The organism is Actinomadura sp. J1-007 (assembly GCF_009793335.1).
GTDB lineage: Bacteria > Actinomycetota > Actinomycetes > Streptosporangiales > Streptosporangiaceae > Spirillospora > Spirillospora yumaensis.
The window spans coordinates 661,782-686,808 of the sequence record NZ_WING01000001.1; the positions used below are offsets into that span (position 1 = coordinate 661,782).

Below are 25,027 nucleotides of genomic sequence, written 5' to 3' on the forward strand. Positions count from 1 at the left end.
GCCGCGCCGATCCAGACGGCCAGCGCAGGACCGACGAGCCGCAGATCGACCGCCAGCGAGCCCGGCCCTTCCAACCCTGCTGATGGTCCGGCTTCCGTTGCATGCCCGCCACCACGCGCTGGGGGCGACGGTGAACCTCCGCCCCCGCTTGGAGGGGCATGTCCGTCGCCGGTGCCGGGCGGAGGTGTGGTGCGGGTGGTGTAGCGGGTGGTCGGGAAGCTGGGGGTGGTATTGGAGGGGGTAGGGAGGGGGGTGTGGGTGGGGTTGGAGAGTTGAGGTGGGGGGTGGTCATATTCGCACCATGGGTTTGAGGTCGGCGAAGCGGCGGGCACCGATGCCGGTGACCTCCTGGAGTTGGTCGATGGAGCGGAACGGGCCGTGCTGCGTGCGGTAGTCGATGATGCGCTGGGCCAGGACGGGGCCTACGCCGGGGAGTTGGTCCAACTGTTCGAGGGTGGCCGTGTTGAGGTCGACCAGAGCGCCGGGGCCGGAGCCCGGGCCGGTGCCTGCGGGGACGGAGGCGCCGGGTTGGGGCGGGGCCGTGGGGGTGGGGGTGGGAAGGCGGACGCCTACGGGGATCTGTTCTCCGTCGACGACCTTGCGGGCGAGGTTGAGGGTGCCGGTGCGGGCGCCGGGCAGGACGCCGCCGGCGGCTTTGATCGCGTCGGCTACGCGGGAGTCGGACGGCAGGGTGACCACGCCCGCGTGTTTGACCTTGCCGAGCACGTGGACGGTGACCATGGACGCGGCCGACGACGGGGACGGCGCGGACGCGGGACGGATCGGAGCGTCCACGAGGGCCGGGGCGCCTGCGGGTCCGGCGGGCTCGGGACGGGGCGGGCCATCCAGAGGTAGGCGCCTGCGGCCAGGGCCGCGAGGAGGGCCAGGAACAGCAGGACGCGGGCCCCGCCACGGCCGAGGGCGACCCGGGACGATGGCGGTGCGGGGCCGGAGCGTAAGTGGGTGGCGGGCGGTTCGTCGGACGGCGGGGACGCTCGCAGGCGTTCGGAGAGCCGCTCCATGAGCGTCTGGAGCCTCTGCGGTGCGATCTCGTTGCGCTGCCTCATGCGTACGACCGTAGGGCGGCCGTCACGGCCGGTGAAAGCCCGATCGCAGCCTGTGGATAACTCCCGGGACGGTTCAGAGCTGCGGGGCCACGACCACGCCGAGCATCCCGGGGCCGACGTGCGCTCCGATCACGGGGCCGACCTCGCCGACGTACACGTCCTCGACGTGCGGGATGCGGTCCCGGAGGCGTGCGGCGAGGGCTTCCGCGCGGTCCGCGGCGGCGAGGTGCTGGACGCCGAGGTCCACGCGGCGGTCGCCCGCCTCGGCGACGGCGAGCTCTTCGAGCCTGGCCAGGGCGCGGGACGCGGTGCGGACCTTCTCCAAGGGGGTGATCCGGCCCTCGGAGATCCCGAGGAGAGGCTTGACCATGAGCGCCGAGCCGAGCAGCGTGGCGGCGGCGCCGAGGCGGCCGCCGCGCCGCAGGTGTTCGAGCGTGTCCACGTAGAACAGCGAGCGGGAACGGTCGGCCCGCCGCATGGCCGCGTCGGCGGCCTCGTCGGCTCCGGCGCCCCGCAGGGCGGCCGCCGCCGCGGAGAGCGCCGCGACGCCGAGGCCGAGGCCGATGGTGCCGGTGTCCACGACGCGTACGGGGATCGGCGCCTGGTCCGCCGCGAGGCGGGCGGCCTCGACCGTGCCCGACATCGCCGCCGACAGGTGAACGGACACGATCTCGCCGGCGCCCGCCGCTGCCGCGTCCGCGTACACCTGCGCGAATCGTTCGGGCGCGGGGCGCGACGTGGTCACCGGACGCCATTCCTTGAGCGCCTGGGCCGCTTCAGCCGTGGTGATGTCGTTCTCGTCGCGTACCGTGCCGCCCACGGCGATCTGCATGGGGATCACGGCGAGCCCGTGCCGTTCGGCCAGACCGGCCGGGAGGTAGGCGGTGGAATCCGTGACGACCGCGACCGCGCTGCCCATGAGGGGAGATTACCCCGGTACGCCGGGAACGGAATGACCGCGGTGTATCGGCGTGTAACGACCGGTGCCCAGGCGGGCGGTCCCCGCCTGGGCGTCGGCTACGCGGCGATCGGCTCCGGGCTCACGGCTGGACGGGGACGCCGCCCCGCCAGACCCGCAGGGCGCGGAGTCCGAAGGCCCAGGCGAACGCGCCTTCGTGGTCGGCGTCCCAGAGGACGATGTCGGCGAGCATGCCGGGCGCCAGGGAACCGCGGTCGCCGACGCGGAGGGCGGAGGCTCCGCCCAGCGTGGCCGCGCGGAGCGCCTCGGTGACCGACAGGCCGAACATCGCGACGGAGAGGCCGATGACGAGCGGCATGGAGGTGATGCCGCACTGGCCGGGGTTGTGGTCGGTGCCGAGCGCGACGGTGACGCCGCGGTCGAGCATGGCGCGGACGGGCGCCGGAGGCCGGGCGCTGTTGAGGGCGCTGCCGGGGCAGACGGTGGCGGTGACTCCCGCGTGCGCGAGGGCCTTGATGTCGTCCTCGTTGGCCTGGGTGAGGAGGTCGGCGGAAGCGCAGCCGACCTCGGCGGCGACCTGCGCGGCGCCGATGCGCTCGTTGGCGCACGCGTGCATGCGGGCCCTCAGGCCGGCGCGCTTGCCGGTGAGCAGCAGGGCGCGGGCCTCTTCGGCGGTGAAGTGGCCCTCGTCGCAGTAGACGTCGATGCTGTCGGCGCCCGCGGCCGCGGCGTCGCCCGCCCAGAGGCGGACGGCCTCGATGTAGTCGCGGCGGCGGCCGAAGAACTCCGGCGGCAGGATGTGCGCGGCCAGGAAGGTGGCGTGGATGCGCGGCATCGACGGCTCGCCCTCCAGCGAGCGCAGCATCCGGATGTCGGCGAGCTCGCCGTCGCGGGTGAGGTGGTAGCCCGTCTTGGCCTCGACGGTGGTCGTTCCGGCGAGGATCCACTGGCGGAGCCGTTCGCGGACGCCGTTGCACAGGGTCCAGGGGTCGGTGCCGCGGGTGACCGTGACGGTGGAGTTGACGCCGCCGCCCGCCGCGTTGATCGCCGAGTGGGACGATCCGCTGGTGCGCATCGCGAGCTCGGCCCAGCGGTTGCCCGCGTAGACGGGGTGCGAGTGGGCGTCGATCAGTCCCGGGGTGACGAGGCCGCCGCCGAGGTTCTCCACGTGGTCGACGTCGACGATGTCGTCGATGATGCCGGGGACGCTCTGGGGCAGGTCGGAGGCGGGTCCGGCCCAGACGATCCGGTCGTCGTGGATGAGTACGGCGGCGTTGCTGCAGACGTCGGTGCCCGTCCAGAGCCTGCCGATGTTCGTCAACAGCCGTACCGTCATAGGGTCACCGACCTGGGTGGAGCAAAGCGCCGTGCGGCGCTGAACCGGACGCCATGGATGGGGCCACCTGCTCTCGATCCGAGACGCCGACTGGGTGCCGGCGATTCACCGTTGGAGGGGCGGGTGGTCGGGCGACCACCACGGGCAACGAGACCGGAGATATCGGTTTCGTCACGGTAGTGCACTGAAGGCCCGGCCGACAACCTCTGGCCAGCAAACGCCCCCGTCCCGGAGAAAGTTCCCGGACCCGGCAGCCACGGCCCTGTCGCGGGCCGCGCGTCGGCGCAGGTCAGCCGGTCGGACAACGTCTTCAGACCGGTCAATAAACCACGGAACTTCTCGTCACCGCGCATCGACGCCCTCACCCCGCCCTTAGCTATACGACCGTACGGAATCCCGTAGACCCGTCAAGCGGAATGGAGAAGCTGTCACCGTTCAGCGACCTGCATTAGGCCCGATCCGGCATTCGGTCAGACCCGATCCCCATTCCGGCACCGGACCGAACTGCCCGTCCCCCGCTCGGACGAACGATCCGTCCGGCCGGCACGCCCCTCCCCAGGACGCCCCACCCGGCCGAACAGGATGCCAGACCCGGCGGCTTCGCGCAGGCCGTATGCCATTTCCGTACGGACGGCAAGCGTGTGGGCGGGGTGCGCCGCGGCGCACCCCGCCCACCCGTCCGCGTTCCGACGGTTCAGACGATCGGGGCCAGATCCTCGTACGGCTCCAGGTCGGCGGCGAGGTCGGCGGACACGCGCGCGTGAAGGGCGGTGCCTTCGGCCACGTGCTCCTGCTTGAGGACCTCGCCGCGCTCGTGGACGCGCGCCACCAGGTCGCCCCGGTCGTACGGGACGAGGACGCGGACCTCGCGTTCCAGGCCCGGGAGGTTGGCCTCGATGGCGGCGCGCAGCTCGTCCATCCCGTGGCCGGTGCGGGCGGAGACGACGACGCTGTTGGGCTCGCGGCGCTGGAGGCGGGCGATGGCGAGGTCGTCGGCGGCGTCGGCCTTGTTGATGACGACCATCTCGGGCACCTTGTCGGCGCCGATCTCGCGGAACACCTCGCGGACGGCGTCGATCTGCGCCTCGGGGTCGGCGTCGGAGCCGTCCACGACGTGCAGGACCAGGCCGGCGTCGGTGACCTCCTCCAGCGTCGAGCGGAACGCCTCGACGAGCTGGTGCGGCAGGTGCCGGACGAACCCGACGGTGTCGGCCAGGGTGTACGCGCGCCCGCCCGGGGTCTCGGCCCTGCGCACGGTCGGGTCGAGGGTGGCGAACAGCGCGTTCTCCACCAGGACGCCCGCGCCGGTGAGGCGGTTGAGCAGGGACGACTTGCCCGCGTTGGTGTAGCCCGCGATGGCGACGGCGGGGACGGCGTTGCGGCGCCGCTCGCCGCGCTTGGTGTCGCGCGCCTTGGACATCTCGGCGATCTGGCGGCGCAGCTTGGCCATCCGGGTGCGGATCCGGCGCCGGTCCAGCTCGATCTTGGTCTCGCCGGGGCCGCGGCCGCCGATGCCGACGCCGCCCGCGGCGCGCCCGCCGACCTGGCGGGACAGGTTGCCGCCCCAGCCGCGCAGCCGCGGCAGCAGGTAGTTGAGCTGGGCCAGCTCGACCTGGGCCTTGCCCTCGCGGCTCTTGGCGTGCTGGGCGAAGATGTCGAGGATCAGGGCGGTCCGGTCGATGACCTTGACCTGTACGGTCTCCTCCAGGTGGCGGAGCTGGCTCGGGGCCAGTTCGCCGTCGCAGATGACGGTGTCGGCGCCGGTGGCGATGACGACGTCGCGCAGCTCGGCGGCCTTGCCGGAGCCGATGTAGGTGGCGGAGTCGGGCCGGACGCGGCGCTGGACGAGGCCCTCCAGGACCTCCGACCCCGCGGTCTCGGCGAGCAGGGCCAGCTCGCGCAGCGAGTTCTCGGCGTCCTCGGCGGTGCCCTCGGTCCAGACCCCGACGAGCACGACGCGCTCCAGCCGCAGGGCCCGGTACTCGACCTCGGTGACGTCGGTGAGTTCGGTGGACAGCCCGGCGACGCGGCGCAGGGCGCGCCGGTCCTCCAGGTCGAGTTCGCCGGTCAGCGGCTCGGCGCCGGGCTCGCCGAACGCGCCTGCGCGCGCGGCGAACGGGGTCTCGGCGGGGTTCTCGCGGCTCCCGGTGGACGTTTCGCGTTCCTCGACGGACGGGTCCGTGGTCTCGGTCCGGTCCGGAGTGCGGTCTGCAGAGAAAGGTTGAGTCATATGTCCTCGGTAGAACGCCGCAGCGCGGCCGTGTCTTCCCCGTGATGGTCTCACGTCCCCTCACGGCGGTCATTCGGTTATCCCGCGGCCACAGGGGGATCCCCCTGGTGTCGTCGCACGCGCGCGGAGGGCGCGTCGCTCGCGTGGTCAAGGCCACCGCGCCCCGCTTTGACCGCCCTCAGTACCGGCGAGTAGCGTTCTCCGCGTAACAGAAGTGGAATTTCACCATACGAAAGGGCAGGCAGATGGCTGGAGTCGAAGGTGTTGAGGTCACCGGCCCCCTCCACGAGCGGTACGACGAGATCCTGACGCCTGGAGCGCTCGGCCTGCTCGCCGCCCTTCAGCGCGAGCTGGGCGGACGGCGCAAGGAACTGCTGCGCGCACGCGCCGAACGCCAGGAACGTCTGTCGGCGGGCGGCACGCTCGATTTCCTCCCGGAGACCGCGGCGGTCCGCGCGGACGAGACGTGGCGGGTCGCGCCCCCGGCGCCGGGCCTGGAGGACCGCCGCGTCGAGATCACCGGGCCCACCGACCGGAAGATGACGATCAACGCGCTGAACTCGGGCGCGAAGGTGTGGCTGGCCGACTTCGAGGACGCCAACACGCCGCTGTGGACGAACATGGTCGAGGGCCAGCTCAACCTGCGCGACGCCCTCGACCGCACGATCGACTTCACCGACCCGAAGAGCGGCAAGTCCTACGCGCTCAAGGACGACGGGGAACTGGCGACGATCGTCGTGCGCCCGCGCGGGTGGCACATGGAGGAGAAGCACGTCCTCGTGGACGGCGAGCCGATGTCGGGCTCGCTGTTCGACTTCGGGCTCTACCTGTTCCACAGCGGGCGCCGCCAGCTCGACAAGGGCAAGGGGCCGTACTTCTACCTGCCCAAGATGGAGAGCCACCTTGAGGCACGGCTCTGGAACGACGCGTTCAACCTCGCCCAGGACGCCCTGGAGATCCCGCGCGGCACGGTCCGCGCGACGGTGCTGATCGAGACGATCCCGGCCGCGTTCGAGATGGAGGAGATCCTCTACGAGCTGCGCGACCACTCCGCGGGCCTGAACGCGGGCCGCTGGGACTACCTGTTCTCGGTGATCAAGAAGTTCCGGGACCGGGGCGCGGAGTTCGTGCTGCCGGAGCGGAACGCGATCACGATGACCGCGCCGTTCATGCGCGCCTACACCGAGCTGCTGGTGCGCACGTGCCACAAGCGCGGCGCGCACGCGATCGGCGGCATGGCCGCGTTCATCCCGTCCCGCCGGGACGAGGCGGTCAACAAGGTCGCGCTGGAGAAGGTGCGGGCCGACAAGACCCGCGAGTCGAGCGACGGGTTCGACGGCTCCTGGGTCGCGCACCCCGACCTCGTCCCGGTCTGCCGCGAGGTGTTCGACAGCGTGCTCGGCGACAAGCCGAACCAGCGCGACCGGCTCCGCGAGGACGTCAAGGTCTCGGCCGCCGACCTGCTCGACGTGGCCGCGACGCCCGGCGACATCACCGAGGCGGGCCTGCGCGGCAACGTCGACGTCGCGCTGCGCTACCTGGCCACCTGGCTGGACGGGGCGGGCGCGGTCGCGATCCACAACCTGATGGAGGACGCCGCGACGGCGGAGATCTCCCGCTCGCAGGTGTGGCAGTGGATCTACAACGGCGTCGAGCTGAAGAACGGCCCGAAGGTCACCAAGGAGCTGGTGGAGCGGATCCTGGACGAGGAGCTGGCGGGCATCCGCGCCGAACTCGGCGAGTCGTTCAACGAACCGCGCTACAACCAGGCTGTGACCCTCTTCAAGGAGGTCACGCTGGCGGACGAGTACTCCGAGTTCCTCACGACGCCCGCCTACGAGCAGATGCCGTAGGGCACAGGCGGGGCTCCCATCCGGGGCCCCGTGCCGGAGCTCTCTCCGGCACGGGGCCCTCTGCGGCGGACGAGTTCCACACGCGAAGTGCGCAGCGCGGCGCGTGCGCGGGCGGGGTGTGCCGACGCGCGCGTGCGCGGGCGGCCGCAGCCGTGAGGCGCGTGATCGAGGCCGGGCCATAGAGAGGCGGGCGTGGAATGGTGGTGCCATGAGCGAAGTACTCGCGCGGCTGGCCGAACGGTTCGCGCGGCTGCTGGGGCCGGACTCCGTCATCACCGATCCGGTGCGGCTGCGCACGTACGAGTGCGACGGGCTCACCAACCATCGCGCGTCGCCCGGACTGGTCGTCCTGCCCGACACCGCCGAGCAGATCGCCGAGATCGTGCGCGCGTGCGCCGCCGAGGGCGTCCCGTACGTGGCGCGCGGGTCCGGAACGGGCCTGTCCGGCGGTGCCCTGCCCCGCACCGACGGGGTGCTCGTCGTCACCGCGCGCATGCGGCGCGTCCTCGACATCGACATCCCGAACCGGCGGGCGGTGGTCGAGCCCGGCGTCATCAACCTGGACGTGACGCGCGCCGTCCGCCCGTACGGCTACTACTTCGCGCCCGACCCGTCCAGCCAGCAGATCTGCTCGGTCGGCGGGAACGTGGCGGAGAACTCCGGCGGCGCGCACTGCCTGAAGTACGGCTTCACCGCGCACCACGTGCTGGCGTGCGAGGTCGTGACGCCGGACGGCGAGCTGGTGGAGCTGACCGCCGACGGGCCCGGCTACGACCTGCTGGGGGTGTTCGTCGGCGCGGAGGGCACGCTCGGCATCGCCACCAAGATCACCGTACGGCTGACGCGCGTGCCGGAGACCGTGCAGACGCTGCTGGCGGCGTTCGGGTCGATCGAGGCGGGCGGCACGGCGGTCTCGGAGATCATCGGCGCGGGCGTCGTCCCGGCGGCGATCGAGATGATGGACGCGCTGTCGATCGAGGCCGCCGAGGCGGCGGTGCGCTGCGAGTACCCGCCGGGCGCGGGCGCGGTGCTGATCGTCGAGCTGGACGGGCCGCGGGCCGAGGTCGGGGCGCAGTTCGCCGAGGTGGAGCGGCTGTGCCGGGACGCGGGCGCGTTCGAGGTCCGCATCGCGGCGGACGACGCGGAGCGCGCGCTGATCTGGAAGGGCCGAAAGTCGGCGTTCGCGGCGGTGGGCCGGATCAGCCCCGCCTACCTGGTGCAGGACGGCGTGATCCCGCGGACGTCGCTGCCGGGGGTGCTGGCGAGCATCGACCGGCTGTCGGCGGAGTCGGGCGTCCGCGTCGCCAACGTCTTCCACGCGGGCGACGGGAACCTGCATCCGCTGGTGCTGTTCGACGACGCCGAGCCTGGCGCCGCCGAACGAGCCGAGGAGGTCTCGGGCCGGATCCTCGACCTGTGCATCGAGAACGGCGGTTCCATCACGGGCGAGCACGGCGTCGGGGTCGACAAGGCCCGTTACATGCCGCGGATGTTCACCGACACCGATCTCGACACGATGCAGATGGTCCGCTGCGGATTCGATCCCGCGGGCCTGTGCAATCCGGGCAAGGTCTTCCCGACGCCTCGCCTCTGCGGCGAGGTTCCGGGGGTCAGGAAGGGCCCGCCCCCGTACGAGGGAAAGGCGGAGCTGTTCTGATGCCCACACCGCTCCCACCGGGCGTTCTGAAGGCGCTGGCGAAGGTCTGCGGCGACGTGCGGCCGGGCGAGCCGGAGGAGGGCGTCCTCGGCGTCGTTCCCGGGGCCGTGGCCGCGCCGTCCAGCGTCGCGGAGGCCGCCGAGGTCATGCGCGTCGCCGCCGAACGGGAACTGGCCGTCGTCCCGCGCGGCGGGGAGACGCGGCTCGACTGGGGCGCGCCGCCCGCGCTCTGCGATCTGCTGGTCGACACGCACCGGCTGGACCGGGTAGTCGAGCACGCCGCCGGGGATCTGGTGGTGAAGGCGGAGGCCGGCCTGACGATGGAGCGTTTGGCCGACGTCCTCGCCGAGCGCCGTCAGCGCCTCGCCCTCGACACACCGCTGGCGGGCTCCACGGTCGGCGGAACGGTGGCGACGGGCGCCGCCGGGCCGCTGCGCCTGCTGTACGGCGCGCCGCGCGACCTGGTCATCGGGCTGACGGTGGTCCGCGCCGACGGGAAGGTCGCCCGTTCCGGTGGGAAAGTGGTCAAGAACGTGGCCGGGTACGACCTCGGCCGGTTGTTCTGCGGTTCGGCCGGGACACTGGGGCTGATCGCGGAGGTCACATTCCGGTTGCATCCGGTGCCGCCCGCGCGCGCGTACGTGACGAGCGGCCCGCTGGGCCCGATCAGGCGCACGACGCCGTTCAGGCGGTGTTGCACTCCCCCATCGCACCGAGCGCCGTCGAGGTGCTCGCTCTCGCGCCGCCGGGCTGCACGGTCTGCGTTCTGCTGGAGGGCGTTCCCGACGGCGTCGCGGCGCGTTCGGCGACCGCGCGGGAACTGTTGGGCTCGGAGGCGCGGATTTCGGAGGAGCCGCCGGAGGGCTGGGGGGCCTATCCGGACGGTACGACACTGCTCGACGTCGCCGCTCCTCCGGCGGCGCTCTCGCGGCTGCTCACCGAACTCGCCTCCGGCGGCCGGGCGAGCCCTTCGGCGTCGTGGAGCGCGGCAGGGCGCGGCTACGTGGGCCTGCCCGCGGAGACGACCCCCGAAGCCGCCGCCGCGATGCTCGCCTCGCTGCGCGACGTCCTGGCCCGGCACCGCGGAACGGCCGTGGTCTGCTACGCGCCCGAGGGCGTACGGGAGGCGGTCGATCTCTGGGGCCCGGTGCCGGCGGCGGGCCTCATGCGGCGGGTCAAGGACCAGTTCGACCCGGGGCACCGCCTGTCCCCCGGGCGTTTCGTCGGAGGGATCTGATGACCGCGCAGAACGAACTCCCCGACCCCCCGCACGCGCACGAGCCCCCACACACGCACGAGCCCGCACACACGCACGCGGACGAACCGCAGCACGCGGCGCAGGGCGACTTCTCCCGGCTGCTGGACGACTGCGTTCACTGCGGCTTCTGCCTGCCCACCTGCCCCACGTACGTGCTGTGGGGTGAGGAGATGGACTCCCCGCGCGGACGCATCCATCTCATGCGGCAGCACGAGGAGGGCGCGCCGCTGAGCCTGCCGATGGTCGAGCATTTCGACCGCTGCCTGGGATGCATGGCGTGCGTGACGTCGTGCCCGTCGGGAGTCCAGTACGACAAGCTGATCGAGACCACGCGGGCCGAGGTCGAGCGCGAACACCCCCGTTCCCCCAAGGAGCGCGCGATACGCGAGGCCGTTTTCCGGCTGTTCCCCTACCCTCGCCGTCTGCACGCCCTGCGCGGCCCGCTGCGCGCGTACCAGAAGACCGGTCTGGAACGGCTCGTCCGTCGAAGCGGCGTGCTGGAACGCCTGTCCCCGTCCCTCGCGGCGATGGAACGGCTCGCGCCTCCCCTAGGCAAGGCACCTCGGCTGCCGGAACGCGTCGCGGCACGCGGCGGGGAACGCCGCGCCACGGTCGGAATGCTCACCGGCTGCGTTCAGCGCGAGTTCTTCCCTGGCGTGAACGCGGCCACGGCCCGCGTTCTGGCGCTGGAGGGCTGCGACGTGGTCATCCCCAAGGCCCAGGGCTGCTGCGGGGCGCTGTCCCTGCACTCGGGCCGCCAGGACGAGGCGCGCGCCTTCGCCCGACGGACGGTCGAGGCGTTCGAGGCCGTGGACGTGATCGTGGTGAATGCGGCGGGCTGCGGCTCGGCGATGAAGGAGTACGAGTCGCTGCTCGCGGACGATCCGGCCTGGGCCCGGCGGGCGGCGGCGCTGTCGGCGAAGACCCGGGACCTCGCGGAGTTCCTCGTCGAGCTCGGCCCGCGCGCGCCGCGCCGTCCGCTGCCCGTCACCGTCGCCTACCACGACGCCTGCCACCTCTCCCACGGCCAGGGCGTCCGCGACCAGCCCCGCGCGCTGCTGGCGGCGATCCCGGAGCTGACGGTGCGGGAGATCTCCTCGCCCGACGTGTGCTGCGGGTCGGCCGGGACGTACAACATCTTCCAGCCGGAGGCGGCGGCCGAGCTCGGCGACCGGAAGGCGGGCGACGTCCGCGTCACGGAGGCGGAGCTGCTCGTCGCGGCCAATCCCGGCTGCTCGATGCAGATCGCCACGGCGCTCGGACGGCAGGGCGCCTCGATCGCCGTCGCACACACGGCGGAGGTCCTCGACGCGTCCCTGCGCGGCCGGCCCGCGTCGGCGCTCCGTGGGCGCGGCGGGCCCGGTGGCCGCGCTTCGTGAACCACTGACCTGCTATTTCCGCCTATTTCCTGCAATGGGGCACCGCGTCACCGGTGCCCCGGGTGTCCTGTATCGTGGCCAGCCCTGAAAGACAGGGCGCGCTTACTGAGCCTGAAGGGGCCCGAGGGAGCACGGGGAACACGATGTCCAACAGCCACCGTTCACACCGCCGCCGCAAGAAGAGCAGCGCCGGGAAGCTCGGCCTCGCCGGAGCCCTCACCGGTGCCGTCGGGATCGCGGCGGTGGCCGCCGGGATCGCCGTCCTGCGGCCCGACGGCGACGACGGCGGCAAGTCGGCCCCGCCGTCGCTGTCCAGCCAGAGCGGGCAGGGGGAGGCCGGGGACGCGGGTCCGGCCCTCGCCCAGAAGCCCGCGACCGGCCCGGCGCAGCAGTTCAGCACGCCCGAGGGCTACGGATACGACCTCGCGGCCGTCAAGACCGGTACGGACGACCATCCGCTGAACGGCAGCAAACCGCCGCCGTCGGGGATGTCGTACGCCTACGCCGAATACGTGCTGACCAACAACCAGCGGCGTCCCGTCCTGCTCCAGTTCCCCGCCGACCTGTTCATGCCGCTGTCCACGGTGCCGAAGGAGTCCCGCGACCGCTGCATGCCGCAGCCGGGCATCCCGTCCAGCATGTGCACGCTGCCCAACCACTCCCGGCTCACCGCCCGGCTGAACGGCAGCAAGGCCCCGTTCAAGGACTCCGGCGACACGATGATGCCCGCCGGCGCGTCGTACCTGGTGCGGGTCGCCGTCGACATGCCCGTCAAGAACGACCTGTCGGCGGACGATCTGAAGCTGTACGTGTGGGAGGCCCGCTTCACCAGCGACCGCAAGGGCATCGAACTCGCCCTTCCGACGGACCAGCCCCACTGACGGCCCGTCCGCACGGTTCCCCCCTGGCGCTACCCCGATGCGAAGCCGATGTCCTGATAGGACGGCTCCAGGAAACCGCACGCGCCGAAGTTCGCGAGCGTGGAACGGGCCGCGACGAGCTGCGGGCGCTGGTAGAGGGGCAGAACGGTCGCGAGCTGCCAGATCAGCCGGTCCGCCTCGTTCACCAGTTGCCGCGCCCGCGCAGGATCGACCTCGGTGATGGCGCGGTCCATCGCCGCGTCGATCGCGGCCGTTCCGGTGCGCGAGTAGTTCTGCTGGATGCCGTCCTCGCGCGGGCGCGCGAACACCGACCTCAGCGGCGACACCGGGAACGACGTGCCGAGCCAGGAGAACGGCACGATGTCGTAGTCACCCGGCGTCACGTACCGGTCGAAGAGGTCGTCCGTGGGGACGGGCACGATATCGACCCGTACACCCACCTTCTCCAGCAGCGCCCGCGTCAGCTCCCCCTCCTGCTTGCTGCCAGGCACGCTGGAAGGGACGACGAACCGCAACGCCAGCGTCCGCCCGTCCTTCCGCCGGTACTTCCCGTCAGGAACCCATCCCGCCTCGTCCAGCAGGCGCCGCGCCCGCTCGGGGTCGTACGAGCCGAGCGCGCCGGAGTTGTCCTGGTAGCCCTCCTGGGTGTTGACGTAGAAGTGGTTGCCGAGGGGCTGCGGGGCCCAGCCGAGGTCGGCCAGGTCCGACCGCGCGACGGCGCGGCGGTCGATGGCGAGCATCACGGCCCGCCGCACGCGCGGGTCGGCGAGGAACGGCGCGGCGGCGTTGAACGTGAAGTGCCGCCAGTCCGGCCCGCCCGCCCGTCGGATCTCGGCGCCGGGCACCCGTTTGGCGCGGCGCAGGGCGCCCGCGTCGACGCCGATGTCCATGAGGTCGACCTCCCCGTTGGCGAACGCGCCGGGCATCGCGGACGGGTCCATCGCGCGGTAGACGATCCGGTCGAGCTTGGCCGGGCGGCCCCACCACGCCGGGTCGCGGACGACGGTGACGGTCTTGGCGGTCTGGTCGATCGCCCGAGGCCTGAACGGCCCGGCGGTGACCGGGACGCGGCCGACCCAGCCGGTGTTGAACGCCGCGGGGTCGGACGTCGTCACGGCCGGGTACAGGGGGCTGAACAGGCTGCGCCAGTCCGCGTACGCCCCGGCGAACTCGACCTTCACCTCGCGGTCGTCGGCGCCGCGGACGACGCTGCGGATCTGCCGGTATCCGGTGACGGTCGAGACCTGGAAGCGCGGATCGCGTCCCGACAGCGCGCGCGCCTGCGCGGCGAGGTCCCGGTATCCGATGGGCCTCCCGTCCGACCACCTCGCCTGCGGGTTGAGGCGGTACGTGACGACCTGGCCCGTCCTGGTCGGTACGACGCGCGCGGACACGAGATAGTCCGGAACGGGGCGCGGCACCGCCTTCTCGTCCACCCGCATCAGGTACGGCAGCATCCCCTGCACGACCTGGTCGACGACCCCCTTGCTGCCGTTGACGTGATGGAAGTTCCACTGCGCCGGGAACTCCGGCAGCGGCCACCGCAGCGTTCCGCCGACGCGGATCCGGTCGCGCGGCACCGGATTGACATCGGACGCGGGCAGTCGCCCTGCCGCGAAGCTCGCCGCGTTGCCCTGGGGCCGCCACAAGTGGCATCCGCCCGTTCCCGCGGCCGTCACGCCGCTCAGCATGACCACGGCCGCGAACGCTCCGCCGCGCCCTCTCAACGCACGCCCTCCCCTGGCAGGAGGGGGTAATGGCACGCGACCGACTGGTCCCGCCGTACGGCGCCCGAAAGCGGCCGGGACACCGGATCCTGCGCGTCGCACGGGGAACGGGACGCGTCGTCCGGGAAAGACGCATACCGGGGGCAGCGCGGACGGAAACGGCACCCTCGCGGCGGGGACGCAGGGTCCGGCGGATCCCCTTGCAGGGGAACGCGGCGGCGATGCCGTTCCCTGCCGGGATCGGGCAGCGGGACGGCGTCGAGCAGGGCCCGCGTGTACGGATGGGCGGGCGAGCCGTACACCTCGGGCGCGGAGCCGATCTCCACGATGCGGCCGTGGTACATCACCGCGACGCGGTCGGCGATGCGGCGGACCACGGCGAGATCGTGCGCGACGAACAGGTACGCCAGGCCGAGCCGGGCCCGCAGCTCCTCCAGCAGGTCGATGACGCCCGCCTGAACGGACACGTCGAGCGCGGCGACAGGCTCGTCCAGGAGCAGCAGCCGGGGTTCGAGGGCGAGCGCGCGGGCGATCCCGACGCGCTGGCGCTGCCCGCCGGACAGGCCGTGCGGGTAGCGGCACGCGTGGGCGGGATCGAGGCCGACGAGCTCCAGCAGCTTCTCCACCCGTTCCCGCGTCCGCTCCGGAGGGACGCCGTGCGTGACGAGCGGCTCGGCGAGGATGTCGGCCACGCGCATGCGCGGGTCCAGGGACGTGAACGGATCCTGGAAGACGACCTGGATATCGCGGCGCAGCGCTTTCCGCCGGCCCTTGCTGAGATCCGAGGTGTCCTTCCCGAAAACGCTGACGCGTCCGCCCTGCGGCCGGGCCAGCCGCAGGATCTCCATCAGCGCGCTCGTCTTTCCGCAGCCCGACTCCCCTACGAGCCCGAGGCTCTCCCCCTCGCGAACGTCGAATCCGATGCCGTCCACAGCGTGAACGGTGCCGACCCTGCGTTTGATGAGCGTTCCCCTGTAGAGGGGGTGGTGCCGGACGAGTTCGTTCACTTCCAGCACGACGCGGCGTTCCTCCCTGGGCGGACGCGCGGGAACGGGCAGCCGGTCGGGCGCGGGGAAGACGCGGGCGGGGTCGGCGGTGGCGACGGTGTTGACGCACGCGACGAGATGCCCGGACGGGCCGGTCAGCGCGGGCTCCGGCTCGGCGTCCGCGCAGTCCGGCACGCTGACGGGGCAGCGCGGCGCGAACGGGCACCCGGCGGCGGGCTCGGTCGCGTCGGGCGGCGCGCCCTCGATCCGGCGGGCGCCGCGCGCCGTCCCGTCGATGCGCGGCAGCGACTGGAGCAGCCCGATCGTGTACGGCATCCGCGGGCGCCGGTAGACCTCGTCCACCGGCCCGGACTCCACGGCGCGGCCCGCGTACATGACCATGACCCGGTCGGCGAACCCGGCGACCACGCCGAGGTCGTGGGTGATCAGCACGATCGCGGCGCCGGTGGCCTCCTTGGCGGTCCGCAGCACGTCCAGGACCTGCGCCTGGATCGTCACGTCCAGCGAGGTCGTGGGCTCGTCGGCGACGATGGCCACGGGGTCGTTCGCGATCGCCATCGCGATCATCACGCGCTGCCGCATCCCGCCGGAGAACTCGTGCGGGTACGCGCGGGCGCGGCGCGGCGCGTCCGGGATGCCGACCAGCTCCAGCAGCTCGGCCGCGCGGGCGCGCGCCGCCGCGCGGGTCGCTCCGGCGTGCACCCGGATGGTCTCGGCGATCTGGTCGCCGACCGTGTGGACGGGCGTGAGCGCCGACAGCGGGTCCTGGAACACCATGGCCAGGTCCCGGCCGCGCACGCGGGACAGCTCGGCGTCGGGACGGCCGAGCAGCTCGCGCCCGCGGAGCCGTACGGACCCGCGCACGCGCGCGCCGGGCGGCAGCAGCCCGAGCGTGGCGAGCGCCACCGCCGACTTGCCCGAACCCGACTCGCCCACGATCCCGAGCACCTCGCCCGGCGCGACGTCGAAGCCCACGCCGCGCACCGCCCGCACGTCCGGGGCGTACGTGACGTTCAGCCCGCGCACCTCCAGAACGTTCACGCCGGACCGGTCCCGTACTCGTGCGCGCGCGCGTTGCCAGGCCGCGCCCGCCGCCGCACGCGTCCGCCGGTGCGCGGCGCGGGTCCCGAGGAGGTCGGGTCGAGGACGTCGCGCAGGCCGTCGCCGAGGAGGTTCACCGCGAGGACGACCAGCACCAGCAGCGCGGCGGCGAACCCGAACAGCCACGGGTGGGTGGTCGCGGTCCCGCGCCCGTCGGCGATGATCGTGCCGAGCGAGACGTCGGGCGGCCGGACCCCGAACCCGAAGTACGACAGCCCGCTCTCGGTGACGATCGCGACGCTCACGTTCAGGCTCGCGTCCACGACCAGCAGCGACGCCAGGTGCGGCAGGATGTGCCGGACGATCACGCGCGGCGCGCCCACCCCGAGGAACCGCGCGGCCAGCACGTACTCGCGCTCGCGCAGCGAGACCGTCATCGCCCGGACGACCCGCGCGGTGACCATCCACAGGAACGCGGCGAGCAGCGGCACCAGCAGCGGCCAGCGCCCGCCGAGCAGCGGCGACAGCACCGCGACGACCAGGAACGACGGCAGGACGAGCAGCACGTCGACGCCCCACATCAGGCACCGGCCCGTCCAGCCGCCGGCGAAGCCCGCGACCGTGCCGACCGCCGCGGCGAGCCCGGTGGACAGCACCGCGACGCAGAGCCCGATGGCGAGCGAGCGCCGCAGGCCCCGCACGCTGAGCGCGAACACGTCGCGCCCGCTCTGCGTCGTGCCGAACCAGTGCTCGGACGACGGCGGCGCGCGGAACGCGGTGAGGTCGGTGTCGTCCCAGCGCCACGGCGACACGAACGGGCCGGCGACCGCGAGCAGGGCCAGCAGCCCCAGCAGCGCGAGTCCCGCCGCGGCCCGCCTGCTCGCCAGCACCCGACGCGCGCCCGCGCGCGCCCGCGAGAGGGGCCGCCCCGTGCCGTCCGCCGCCGGGGCCGGGGACGCGTCCCCCTGGGACTGCGTCCGCGCCGCGGCGGCGGGCGTGGTCACGCGGCACCCACCCGGACCCTCGGGTCGAGGAACCCGTTCACCACGTCCGAGACGAGCCCGGCGAGCAGCACGCAGCCCGCGGCGAGGCAGTTGACGGCGGCGACGACGTTCACGTCGCCGCGGGTGATCGAGTCGATCAGCCACTCGCCGAGCCCGTGCCAGCCGAAGATCTTCTCGGTGAACATCGCGCCGAGCAGCAGCAGCCCGGAGGTGTAGGCGAAGTAGGTGGTCATCGGGATCATCGCGGTGCGCAGCCCGTGCCGCAGCAGCGCCGACCGCCACCGCAGGCCCTTGGCGCGCGCGGTGCGGACGAAGTCGGCGTTCAGCACGTCGAGCATCGTGCCGCGCTGGTAGCGGACGTAGAGGGCGAGCTGGGCGAGCGCGACGGTGACGGTCGGCAGCAGCAGGTGCCGCAGCCGGTCGCCGAACCCGCCGAGCGCGCCGAACGCGCCCTCGCCCGCGCCCGGCGACGACTCGCCCACCCACTCGAAGACCCGTACGCCGGCGAGGTCGTTGACCTCGCTCGCGGCGATCTGCAAAAGCGCGGCCAGGACGAACACCGGTACCGCCAGCAGCAGGTACGAGGCGAACGTGATGGCCCGGTCGGCGGCGCGCCCGTGCCGGACCGCCGCGTACGCGCCGAGCAGGACGCCGAGCACGCAGCCGAGGACCGCCCCGGGGAGCAGCAGCCGGAGGCTGACCCACGTCCGCCGCCACATCTCGGCGTTGACCGGCTCGCCCTGCCAGGTGCGGCCGAAGTCGCCGCGCGCCACGCCCCCGGCCCACGTGCGGTACCGGCGCAGCACGGGCGTACGGTCGTTCAGGTTGAGCCTGCTCAGCTCGGCGTCGATGGCGGAGGCAGGCGGACGGGGCGCGCGGTCCTCGAAGTCGGCGCGGGGATCGAGCGCGGCAGCGGCGAGCAGGTAGGCGAGGCTGGCGGCCAGCACGGCGAGCACCGCGTGGCCGGCCAGCCGGCGCAGCAGGAACGCCGCCATGCCTACCTCCACCCGCAGAACAGTCACGGAATGCTACTCTCCGCACACGTTCCGCGCAGGGAGACGGCGGAATACCCCCGCTCCCCTGGCCGACCGGCCTCTCCCGCGACGGCCGCGCCCATCAACGGCCGCAGGCCCGCGCGCCTTCAGGACGCGCGGGCCGTACGGAACGTCAGGCCAGGGCCGGTTCGCGTTCCTCGACGGGCGCTTCCTTCACGCGCCCGCGCAGGCCGCCGACGCCGAACAGCAGCAGCCCCGCCGCCGCCCAGGCCGCGAGGACGGCCATCGGGCCGGCGAGCCCCGCGCCGTCGAAGAACGCGACCGAACGCAGCAGGGAGACCGCCGCGCCGGGCGGGAGGAGCTGGCCGAGGTCGCCCCACGGCTGCGGGAGCAGTTCCGGGGCGGCGGTCGCGCCCGACAGCGGGTTGCCGAGCAGCAGGAACGTCAGGCCGCCGACCGCGATCCCGGCGCGCCCGATCGCGGCGGCGAGGCCCGCCACGGTTCCGCTGACCGCGAGGATCGCCAGCGACATCACGCCCGCGACGCCGAGGTAGGAGCCGGTCAGGATGTCGAGCCAGCCCTGGGCGAGCGCGGCGACGCCGAACCCGCCGAGCACCGCGAACAGCACGACCCCGGACGCGCGCCACGCCGGGGACGGCACCGCGAACGTGAACAGCACGGCCGCCGCCAGCCCCGACATGATCAGCGGCAGGGCGAGCGCGCCGAACCCGGAGCCGCGCGGATCGCCCGTGGGCGCGGCGACGACGTCCTGGACGGGGGCGGCGGGCCCGCCCGCCATCTCCTGCGCCACCTGGGTGAGCATCTGGCCGACCACCGGCGAGGCCGCCGAGGAGATCAGCATCCTCGGCCCGGACGGCGTGGCCACCACCGCGCCGTACGCCTCCCGGTCGGCGAGGTCCGCGCGCGCGGCGGCCTCGTCGGGCCGGACGGCCACCTCGAACGCGCCGGGGCGCTCGTGCGCGAGCCGTTCGGCCACGGCGCCCGCCTGCGGCCCGGCGACCACGATGGGCAGGTCGCGCGGCGCGACGCGGGCGGCGGGCCAGGCGAACGCGACGATCATCAGCAACTGGAGCAGCGCCGCGGCGACCGCGACGCCGATGGCCCGCTGGGCCCGGGGTGCTCGGACTGCTCGGGACTGGGAAGCCGGGGAGGGCTGCACGGCCGCCTCCAAATAAAGCGAATGTCCGTTCTCTTTGGTGCCGCCAGCGTCGCACCGGCCGCGGGCGGTTGTCAAGAACGGACGTTCGTTTTAGATTGGGCCCATGCCGAGAGTCAGCGAAGAGCACCTGGAGCGGCGGCGGACGCAGATCATGGACGCCGCCCGCGCCTGCTTCATCCGCAAGGGCATCCACGAGACGTCGATGCAGGACATCTTCGCCGAGTCCGGGCTCTCCGCCGGAGCCGTCTACCGCTACTTCAAGAGCAAGAACGAGATCATCGAGGCGGTCGCCACCACGGTGATCGCCGATCTGCACGAGTTCATCGCCGCCCTCGCCACGCAGGAGCCGCTCCTCCCCCTCGACGAGATGGTCGAACGGGTCGGCCACAAGATCGTGTCGCTGTCCGGCGAGGACGGCCCCGTCCGCCTCGCGCCCCAGGCGTGGGCCCTCTCCCTGTACGACCCGGACATCGGCCGCTACGTCCGGGAGAACATCATGGGCATCCGCGGAACGTGGGCCGCCTACGCCGGCCGGCTCGCCGACGCGGGCCTGCTGCCCCCCGGCAGCGATCGCGAAGCCCTCGGCAAGGTGCTGTTCAGCCTGATGCCCGGATTCCTCATCCAGCGGCTGCTCCTCGACGACATCGCGCCTGAGGACCTACGCCGGGGCATCCACTCCCTCATCCGCTCCAGCACACCCGACTTCACGCCCTGACTCCCACGCGCGCTCCCGCGCGCGCCCGCGTAACGACCCGTCCACGCGCACATCCGCGCCAGCACCGTCCTGGCCTGCCCGGCCTGCATCCCCCCGGGCAGGCCATCGCCGTTTCCGGAGGCGGCCCGAACCCGCCCCTGTCAAGGTTCGGACACCCGCTCGACGGGCGCGTACGGCCCCTCCCGCGCGCGTTCGCCGTCCCCGCGGCCCCCGAGAGTGTGCGACGCGCCGAGTCCCGTTGTCCTGAGGCGGTCGCCCTTGGGTCTCCAGGACACCTAGCAGGTCGTTTTAACATTTCATTACTTTTGACTCGGGGAGTGCGCATGGAGACGGCAGGACACGACCGGACGGCGGGCCGAGCGCCCTTACTGCTCGCCCTGGCGGCGGTCGCGGCCGTCTGCGCCTCGCTCGTCATCGGCGCCTGGGTCCCGGAGGACCGCCGGATGGTCTGGTGGCACCCCGAGATCGTGATCGCGCTCTCCTGGACGCCCGTCGCCGCGCTGCTGCTGCGCTACCGGCCGGGCCTGCGGGTCGGCCTGCTCATGCTCACGGCCGGCTGCGGCGCCGCGCTGTACGTCCTCGCGCTCAACCTCGGGCCCTGGTTCGACCTGCACGGCTGGGCGGGCGCGGGGTTCCTGGAGTGGCTCGGGACGTGGCTGTGGGCGGTCGACACGTTCGCGCTGACGCTGGTGCTGCCGCTGATCTTCCCGGACGGGCGGCTGGTCTCGCGGTGGTTCCGGCCCGTCCTCGCGGTCGCGCTGGCCGTCCCGGCGATCGTGGCCGCGCACCTGACGATCGACCCGGACGCGCGCCGGTTCCACCACGGGGTTTCGGTCTACCCGTTCCAGGACATCCCGGTCGTGATCAGCGCCACCATCCTCGGCACGCTGCTGCTCGGCCTGGTCTCGGTCGTCCTGCGGTTCCTGCGGTCCCCGCCCGACGTGCGCAGGCAGATCGCGTGGGTCATCTACCCCGGCGTCCTCGCCCAGGCCGTCATCTACGTCGGCGAGACCACCCCGATCGGCGACCCGCTCCGCAACGTCGCGATCGCGGCCGTTCCGGTCTGCATCGCGATAGCCATCACGCGCTACCGGCTGTATGACATCGATGTGGTGATCAGCAAGACCCTCGTGTACGCCGGGCTGGCCGGCGTCCTGACCGGCGTGTACTTCGCGCTGGTCGGCGCGGTGAGCCTGCTGCTGTCCGACCACGGGCAGATCGCGGGGCTGGCGGGCGCGATCGCCGCGGGCGCGGTGTTCGAGCCCGCGCGGCGGCGGCTCCAGCGGGCGGTGGACGGCCTGCTGCGCGGCGAGCGCGACCCGTACCGCATCGCCGACTGGCTGAACCGCAGGCTCCAGACCGCCCCGAGCCCGACCGCCGCGCTCGCCGTCGCCGCCGAGGTGGCGCGGACGGCCCTGCACGCGACCGGCGTGCTGATCGAGGTGCTGGACCGCGACGGCCGCACCGTCTCGGCGGAGGACGGCGTCCTCGGCGACCGGCCGCAGCACATCCCGCTCGTCTGGCACGGCGAACCGGTCGGGCGGCTGCTGTTCGGCGTCACCCACACGCCCGACGCCCGGCTGTCGGGCATCCTCGCGCGCAACCTCGCCGAGCTCGCGAACGCCTCGCGGCTCGCCGCCGACGTCCAGCGCTCCCGCGAGCGGATCCTGCGCACCCGGGAGGAGGAGCGGCGCAGGCTGCGCCGCGACCTGCACGACGGCCTCGGCCCGACGCTCGCCAGCCTCGCGATGACCGTGGACGCGACGCGCATCACGCTGAAGAAGGACCCGGAGGCCGCGGACGCGCTGCTGGAGCACCTGCGCACCACCATGGGCCGCACCATCGGCGACATCCGGGAGCTGGTGTACGACCTGCGCCCGCCCGCGCTGGACGAGCTCGGCCTGGCCGGCGCGATCGAGGCCCTCGGCGGCGTGGTCTCGACGGGCGACGGCCCCAAGGTCGCCGTGCACGTGGACGGGGATCTCGCCAGCCTCCCGGCGGCGGCCGAGGTCGCCGCGTACCGGATCGTCCAGGAGGCCCTGACGAACGTGCACCGCCACGCGAAGGCCGGCGCGGCGACCGTCCGCCTCCACCTGAACGGCGACCTGCACGTGACGGTCGGCGACGACGGCGTCGGTCTGCCCGAGGCGGTGCGGTCGGGGATCGGGATGTCGTCCATGCGCGAACGCGCCGCGGAACTGGGCGGATCCTGCACGGTCGGCCCCGGCCCCGAGGGCGGGACCGTGGTGCGGGCCCGGCTCCCGGTCAACGGCGCCCATCCCTGACACCGTCCCTGCGAAGACACCGTCCCTGCGAACGCTCCGAGAACACGCTGACCGCCACAACACCCGGATATGTGAAAACCCCCGGTGGGAGGGCCGATGGCCGCCCCCCGCCAAGAAGGTGCCATCGGCCCTCGGGCTCCGAACGGTTCCGGGGCTCCCATCCCAGTCCCGTACGGGCCATTCACCAGAGGGTGTGCATCTCAGAAGTTAGGCCCGCCGGGGTCCCGCCGGTCAGGGACAACGGTCCCGTTCCATCCGGGACCTGCCCGACGACCGCGATTCGCGCTGGTGGGAGCGGTGTCCGCGTTGGGACGAAGGGGCCTCAGAGCCAGCCCGGGTAGGTCTCGCCCTCCGCGACGAGCTCGGCGGGCCCCTTGAGGTGGCTGGTCGTCCCGTCGAACGTCACCGTGAGCCGTCCGCCCGGGACGTCCACGGTCCACTCGCCCTCCGGCAGCGCGCCCCCGTCGAGCCCGTACGACTCGTACGGCGCCTCGGGGCCGATGGCCGCCGCGGCGGCCACCGCGACCGTTCCGGTGCCGCACGACCGCGTCTCCCCGGAACCGCGCTCGAACACGCGCATTTCCAGGTGGTGGTCACCGATCGTACGGAAGAACTCGACGTTCACGCCCTCGGGGAACGCAGCGGGGTCGAAGCCCGGCGCACGCGACAAGTCGAGCCCGACGACCGGCGCGTCCACGGGGCAGGCCAGGTGGGGATTGCCCATGGAGATGCGCTTGCCGGTGAACGTCTCGCCCGCGACGGTCGCCTCGCCTCCGCCGAGGTACGCGGGCGGCCCCATTTCCGCGGACACGTCCCCGGCGCCTCCCAGGCTCACGCCTCGTACTCCCGCGCGCGTGGCGATTCCCCACTCGCCCGGCGCGGCGAGGCCCGCCTCGACCAGGTAGCGGGCGAAGACGCGGATGCCGTTGCCGCACATCTCGCCGATGCTGCCGTCGGAGTTGCGGTAGTCCATGAACCATTCGGCGCCCGAAGCCTCGATCTCCGGGATTCCGGCGGCCTTCGCCCGGACGACGCGCAGGATGCCGTCGGCGCCGATGCCCGCGCGTCTGTCGCACAGCCGCGCCACCACGTCCGCGGACAGTTCCAGGGTTCCGTCCGGGTCGGGCAGGATCACGAAGTCGTTCTCGGTGCCATGGCCCTTAACAAACCGCATGGAACGATCGTATGACCTCGTCAGGGGGCGGACGCCAGCGCCGCCTCCACGGCCCTGTCGGCGAGGTCGGGTGCGTCGTACGGAAGCCACACCACGCGCGGATCACGCCGGAACCACGACTCCTGCCGACGGGCGAAGCGCCGCGTGGAACGGATCGTCTCCTCTTTGGCGCGTTCCTCCGTCCACTCGCCGTCCAGGTAGCGCAGGACCTGGGCGTAGCCGAGGGCCCGGCTCGCGGTGACGCCGTTCCGCAGGCCCCGCTCCTCCAGCGCCCTGACCTCCGCGACGAGGCCCGCGTCCCACATGCGCTCGACGCGGACGGCGATCCGCTCGTCCAGCTCGGGCCTGGGGACGCTCAGGCCGATCTGCGCGACCGCGCCGTACCGGTAGCGGTGCTCGGGCAGCGTCGCGGTGAACGGGCGGCCGGAGATCTCGATCACCTCCAGCGCGCGGACGATCCGCCGCCCGTTGCTGGGCAGGATCGCCTCGGCCGCCGCCGGATCGAGCCCGCGCAGCCGTTCGTGCAGGACGCCGGAACCCGTCCCGGCCAGCTCGTCCTCCAGCCGCGCCCGGACGGCGGGGTCGGTGCCGGGGAATTCGAGGTGGTCGAGCGCCGCCCGCACGTACAGCCCGGAACCGCCGACGAGCACGGGCGTACGGCCCCGTCCGCGGACGGCCGCGATCGTCTCGGCGGCGAGCCGCTGGTACTCGGCGACGCTCGCGGTGACCGCCGCGTCCCAGACGTCCAGCAGGTGGTGCGGGACGCCGCGCATCTCTCCGGGGGCCAGCTTGGCGGTGCCGACGTCCATGCCCCGGTACAGCTGCATCGAGTCGGCGTTGACCGCCTCGCCGCCGAGCCGCAGGCACAGCTCCACGGCGAGATCGGACTTTCCGGCGGCGGTCGGCCCGACGACCGCGATCACGTCTGGTGAGCTCACACGCTAATTCTCGCAACGGAGTGGGTATGCACGTGCTGTACGGGCGCCGGGCGGTCTCCGGCCGGCGCCGACCGGACGAGGATTCGGGGGGATCTCATGTCCATCGTCGACAAGGTCAAGGAAATGCTCGGCCAGAACGCCGGCAAGGCCAGGCAGGGCGTCGAGAAGGCCGGGGACATGGCCGACAGGAAGACCGGCGGCAAGTACTCCGACAAGATCGACAAGGCCCAGGACCAGGCCGGGAAGTACATCGACAAGAACGAGAGCGGCCAGGGCCAGGCCAACCGGCAGAACGAGCCCGGGGACGGGACGCCGGGGGGCGGCGGCCGCCCGAACGCCTGAACGGCCGCCTGGCCGCCTGAACGCCTGTAGCGGCCGGGC

The 25,027-nt window shown here is 73.2% G+C and carries 19 protein-coding genes and 1 pseudogene; 9 read left to right on the forward strand and 11 right to left on the reverse strand.

Annotation, left to right across the window (positions count from 1 at the left end):
* Positions 1 to 288: 288 nt before the first annotated feature.
* From GEV43_RS03020 to hflX, 4 genes are all read right to left on the reverse strand, one after another.
* Positions 289 to 795 carry a ComEA family DNA-binding protein gene (locus GEV43_RS03020; protein WP_206681048.1) on the reverse strand — a complete coding sequence of 169 codons (507 nt, stop codon included), beginning with the start codon at positions 793 to 795 and terminating at the stop codon, positions 289 to 291.
* A gap of 345 nt (positions 796 to 1,140) precedes the next feature.
* Positions 1,141 to 1,986 carry a DegV family protein gene (locus GEV43_RS03025; protein ID WP_160819382.1) on the reverse strand — a complete coding sequence of 282 codons (846 nt, stop codon included), beginning with the start codon at positions 1,984 to 1,986 and terminating at the stop codon, positions 1,141 to 1,143.
* A gap of 121 nt (positions 1,987 to 2,107) precedes the next feature.
* The gene (gene hutI, locus GEV43_RS03030) at positions 2,108 to 3,322 is read right to left on the reverse strand and encodes an imidazolonepropionase (protein ID WP_160819383.1); all 1,215 of its coding nucleotides are present in this window, start codon (positions 3,320 to 3,322) and stop codon (positions 2,108 to 2,110) included.
* A 694-nt stretch (positions 3,323 to 4,016) separates the two neighbouring features.
* Complete coding sequence (gene hflX / locus GEV43_RS03035; RefSeq protein WP_241682757.1) at positions 4,017 to 5,552, reverse strand: GTPase HflX; 1,536 nt, start codon at positions 5,550 to 5,552, stop codon at positions 4,017 to 4,019.
* A gap of 245 nt (positions 5,553 to 5,797) precedes the next feature.
* Between hflX and aceB the strand changes: the two genes are divergently transcribed.
* The 6 genes and pseudogenes from aceB (at position 5,798) to GEV43_RS03060 (ending at position 12,580) form a co-directional block, all read left to right on the forward strand.
* Positions 5,798 to 7,405: a malate synthase A gene (gene aceB / locus GEV43_RS03040; RefSeq protein WP_160819384.1), complete on the forward strand. Its 1,608-nt coding sequence runs from the start codon at positions 5,798 to 5,800 to the stop codon at positions 7,403 to 7,405.
* 208 nt (positions 7,406 to 7,613) lie between these two features.
* Positions 7,614 to 9,062: an FAD-linked oxidase C-terminal domain-containing protein gene (locus tag GEV43_RS03045; RefSeq protein ID WP_160819385.1), complete on the forward strand. Its 1,449-nt coding sequence runs from the start codon at positions 7,614 to 7,616 to the stop codon at positions 9,060 to 9,062.
* 146 nt (positions 9,063 to 9,208) lie between these two features.
* Positions 9,209 to 9,511: pseudogene (locus GEV43_RS49270) on the forward strand (FAD-binding oxidoreductase); the annotation flags it as partial.
* 242 nt (positions 9,512 to 9,753) lie between these two features.
* Positions 9,754 to 10,299 (forward strand): hypothetical protein, encoded by a 546-nt coding sequence (locus GEV43_RS49275; RefSeq protein ID WP_241682758.1) that lies wholly within the window; start codon positions 9,754 to 9,756, stop codon positions 10,297 to 10,299.
* Positions 10,299 to 11,699, forward strand: a complete 1,401-nt coding sequence (locus GEV43_RS03055; protein ID WP_160819386.1) for a (Fe-S)-binding protein — start codon at positions 10,299 to 10,301, stop codon at positions 11,697 to 11,699. The genes GEV43_RS49275 and GEV43_RS03055 overlap by 1 nt, the downstream gene beginning before the upstream one ends.
* Before the next feature lie 143 nt (positions 11,700 to 11,842).
* Positions 11,843 to 12,580, forward strand: a complete 738-nt coding sequence (locus tag GEV43_RS03060) for a hypothetical protein (RefSeq protein WP_160819387.1) — start codon at positions 11,843 to 11,845, stop codon at positions 12,578 to 12,580.
* A 29-nt stretch (positions 12,581 to 12,609) separates the two neighbouring features.
* Here the strand turns inward: GEV43_RS03060 and GEV43_RS03065 are convergent, their stop codons facing one another.
* The 5 genes from GEV43_RS03065 to GEV43_RS03085 all read right to left on the reverse strand — a co-directional run bounded on the left by GEV43_RS03065 (position 12,610) and on the right by GEV43_RS03085 (position 19,534).
* The gene (locus GEV43_RS03065; protein WP_160824262.1) at positions 12,610 to 14,271 is read right to left on the reverse strand and encodes an ABC transporter family substrate-binding protein; all 1,662 of its coding nucleotides are present in this window, start codon (positions 14,269 to 14,271) and stop codon (positions 12,610 to 12,612) included.
* A gap of 32 nt (positions 14,272 to 14,303) precedes the next feature.
* The gene (locus GEV43_RS03070) at positions 14,304 to 16,355 is read right to left on the reverse strand and encodes a dipeptide ABC transporter ATP-binding protein (RefSeq protein WP_160819388.1); all 2,052 of its coding nucleotides are present in this window, start codon (positions 16,353 to 16,355) and stop codon (positions 14,304 to 14,306) included.
* Positions 16,352 to 17,359: an ABC transporter permease gene (locus GEV43_RS47820; RefSeq protein ID WP_160819389.1), complete on the reverse strand. Its 1,008-nt coding sequence runs from the start codon at positions 17,357 to 17,359 to the stop codon at positions 16,352 to 16,354. Before GEV43_RS47820 ends, GEV43_RS03070 begins: the two co-directional genes overlap by 4 nt.
* Positions 17,356 to 18,354: an ABC transporter permease gene (locus tag GEV43_RS03080; protein ID WP_160824263.1), complete on the reverse strand. Its 999-nt coding sequence runs from the start codon at positions 18,352 to 18,354 to the stop codon at positions 17,356 to 17,358. The genes GEV43_RS47820 and GEV43_RS03080 overlap by 4 nt, the downstream gene beginning before the upstream one ends.
* 172 nt (positions 18,355 to 18,526) lie before the next feature.
* A complete protein-coding gene (locus tag GEV43_RS03085; protein WP_309239422.1) occupies positions 18,527 to 19,534 on the reverse strand; it encodes a hypothetical protein in 1,008 nt (335 codons plus the stop codon).
* Between the two features lie 103 nt (positions 19,535 to 19,637).
* Between GEV43_RS03085 and GEV43_RS03090 the strand changes: the two genes are divergently transcribed.
* Complete coding sequence (locus tag GEV43_RS03090; protein ID WP_160819390.1) at positions 19,638 to 20,249, forward strand: TetR/AcrR family transcriptional regulator; 612 nt, start codon at positions 19,638 to 19,640, stop codon at positions 20,247 to 20,249.
* A gap of 323 nt (positions 20,250 to 20,572) precedes the next feature.
* Positions 20,573 to 22,534: a sensor histidine kinase gene (locus GEV43_RS03095; protein WP_160819391.1), complete on the forward strand. Its 1,962-nt coding sequence runs from the start codon at positions 20,573 to 20,575 to the stop codon at positions 22,532 to 22,534.
* A gap of 322 nt (positions 22,535 to 22,856) precedes the next feature.
* On the opposite strand, the gene dapF is transcribed toward GEV43_RS03095, so the two are convergent.
* Both dapF and miaA read right to left on the reverse strand, forming a co-directional pair.
* Positions 22,857 to 23,708: a diaminopimelate epimerase gene (dapF, locus tag GEV43_RS03100; protein ID WP_160819392.1), complete on the reverse strand. Its 852-nt coding sequence runs from the start codon at positions 23,706 to 23,708 to the stop codon at positions 22,857 to 22,859.
* Positions 23,709 to 23,728: 20 nt separating this feature from the next.
* A complete protein-coding gene (gene miaA, locus GEV43_RS03105; protein WP_160824265.1) occupies positions 23,729 to 24,631 on the reverse strand; it encodes a tRNA (adenosine(37)-N6)-dimethylallyltransferase MiaA in 903 nt (300 codons plus the stop codon).
* A gap of 138 nt (positions 24,632 to 24,769) precedes the next feature.
* Between miaA and GEV43_RS03110 the strand changes: the two genes are divergently transcribed.
* Complete coding sequence (locus tag GEV43_RS03110) at positions 24,770 to 24,988, forward strand: antitoxin (RefSeq protein ID WP_241683236.1); 219 nt, start codon at positions 24,770 to 24,772, stop codon at positions 24,986 to 24,988.
* The last annotated feature ends 39 nt before the right edge of the window (positions 24,989 to 25,027 follow it).

Excerpts from the sequence above, each read along its gene's own strand:
- dapF (WP_160819392.1), bottom strand. The coding sequence starts at position 23,708 with ATGCGGTTTGTTAAGGGCCATGGCACCGAGAACGACTTCGTGATCCTG.
- GEV43_RS03055 (WP_160819386.1), top strand. The coding sequence starts at position 10,299 with ATGACCGCGCAGAACGAACTCCCCGACCCCCCGCACGCGCACGAGCCC.
- hutI (WP_160819383.1), bottom strand. The coding sequence starts at position 3,322 with ATGACGGTACGGCTGTTGACGAACATCGGCAGGCTCTGGACGGGCACC.
- GEV43_RS03080 (WP_160824263.1), bottom strand. The coding sequence starts at position 18,354 with ATGGCGGCGTTCCTGCTGCGCCGGCTGGCCGGCCACGCGGTGCTCGCC.
- GEV43_RS03090 (WP_160819390.1), top strand. The coding sequence starts at position 19,638 with ATGCCGAGAGTCAGCGAAGAGCACCTGGAGCGGCGGCGGACGCAGATC.
- GEV43_RS03060 (WP_160819387.1), top strand. The coding sequence starts at position 11,843 with ATGTCCAACAGCCACCGTTCACACCGCCGCCGCAAGAAGAGCAGCGCC.
- hflX (WP_241682757.1), bottom strand. The coding sequence starts at position 5,552 with ATGACTCAACCTTTCTCTGCAGACCGCACTCCGGACCGGACCGAGACC.
- GEV43_RS03110 (WP_241683236.1), top strand. The coding sequence starts at position 24,770 with ATGCTCGGCCAGAACGCCGGCAAGGCCAGGCAGGGCGTCGAGAAGGCC.
- GEV43_RS03045 (WP_160819385.1), top strand. The coding sequence starts at position 7,614 with ATGAGCGAAGTACTCGCGCGGCTGGCCGAACGGTTCGCGCGGCTGCTG.
- aceB (WP_160819384.1), top strand. The coding sequence starts at position 5,798 with ATGGCTGGAGTCGAAGGTGTTGAGGTCACCGGCCCCCTCCACGAGCGG.
- GEV43_RS03025 (WP_160819382.1), bottom strand. The coding sequence starts at position 1,986 with ATGGGCAGCGCGGTCGCGGTCGTCACGGATTCCACCGCCTACCTCCCG.
- GEV43_RS03065 (WP_160824262.1), bottom strand. The coding sequence starts at position 14,271 with ATGCTGAGCGGCGTGACGGCCGCGGGAACGGGCGGATGCCACTTGTGG.
- GEV43_RS03095 (WP_160819391.1), top strand. The coding sequence starts at position 20,573 with ATGGAGACGGCAGGACACGACCGGACGGCGGGCCGAGCGCCCTTACTG.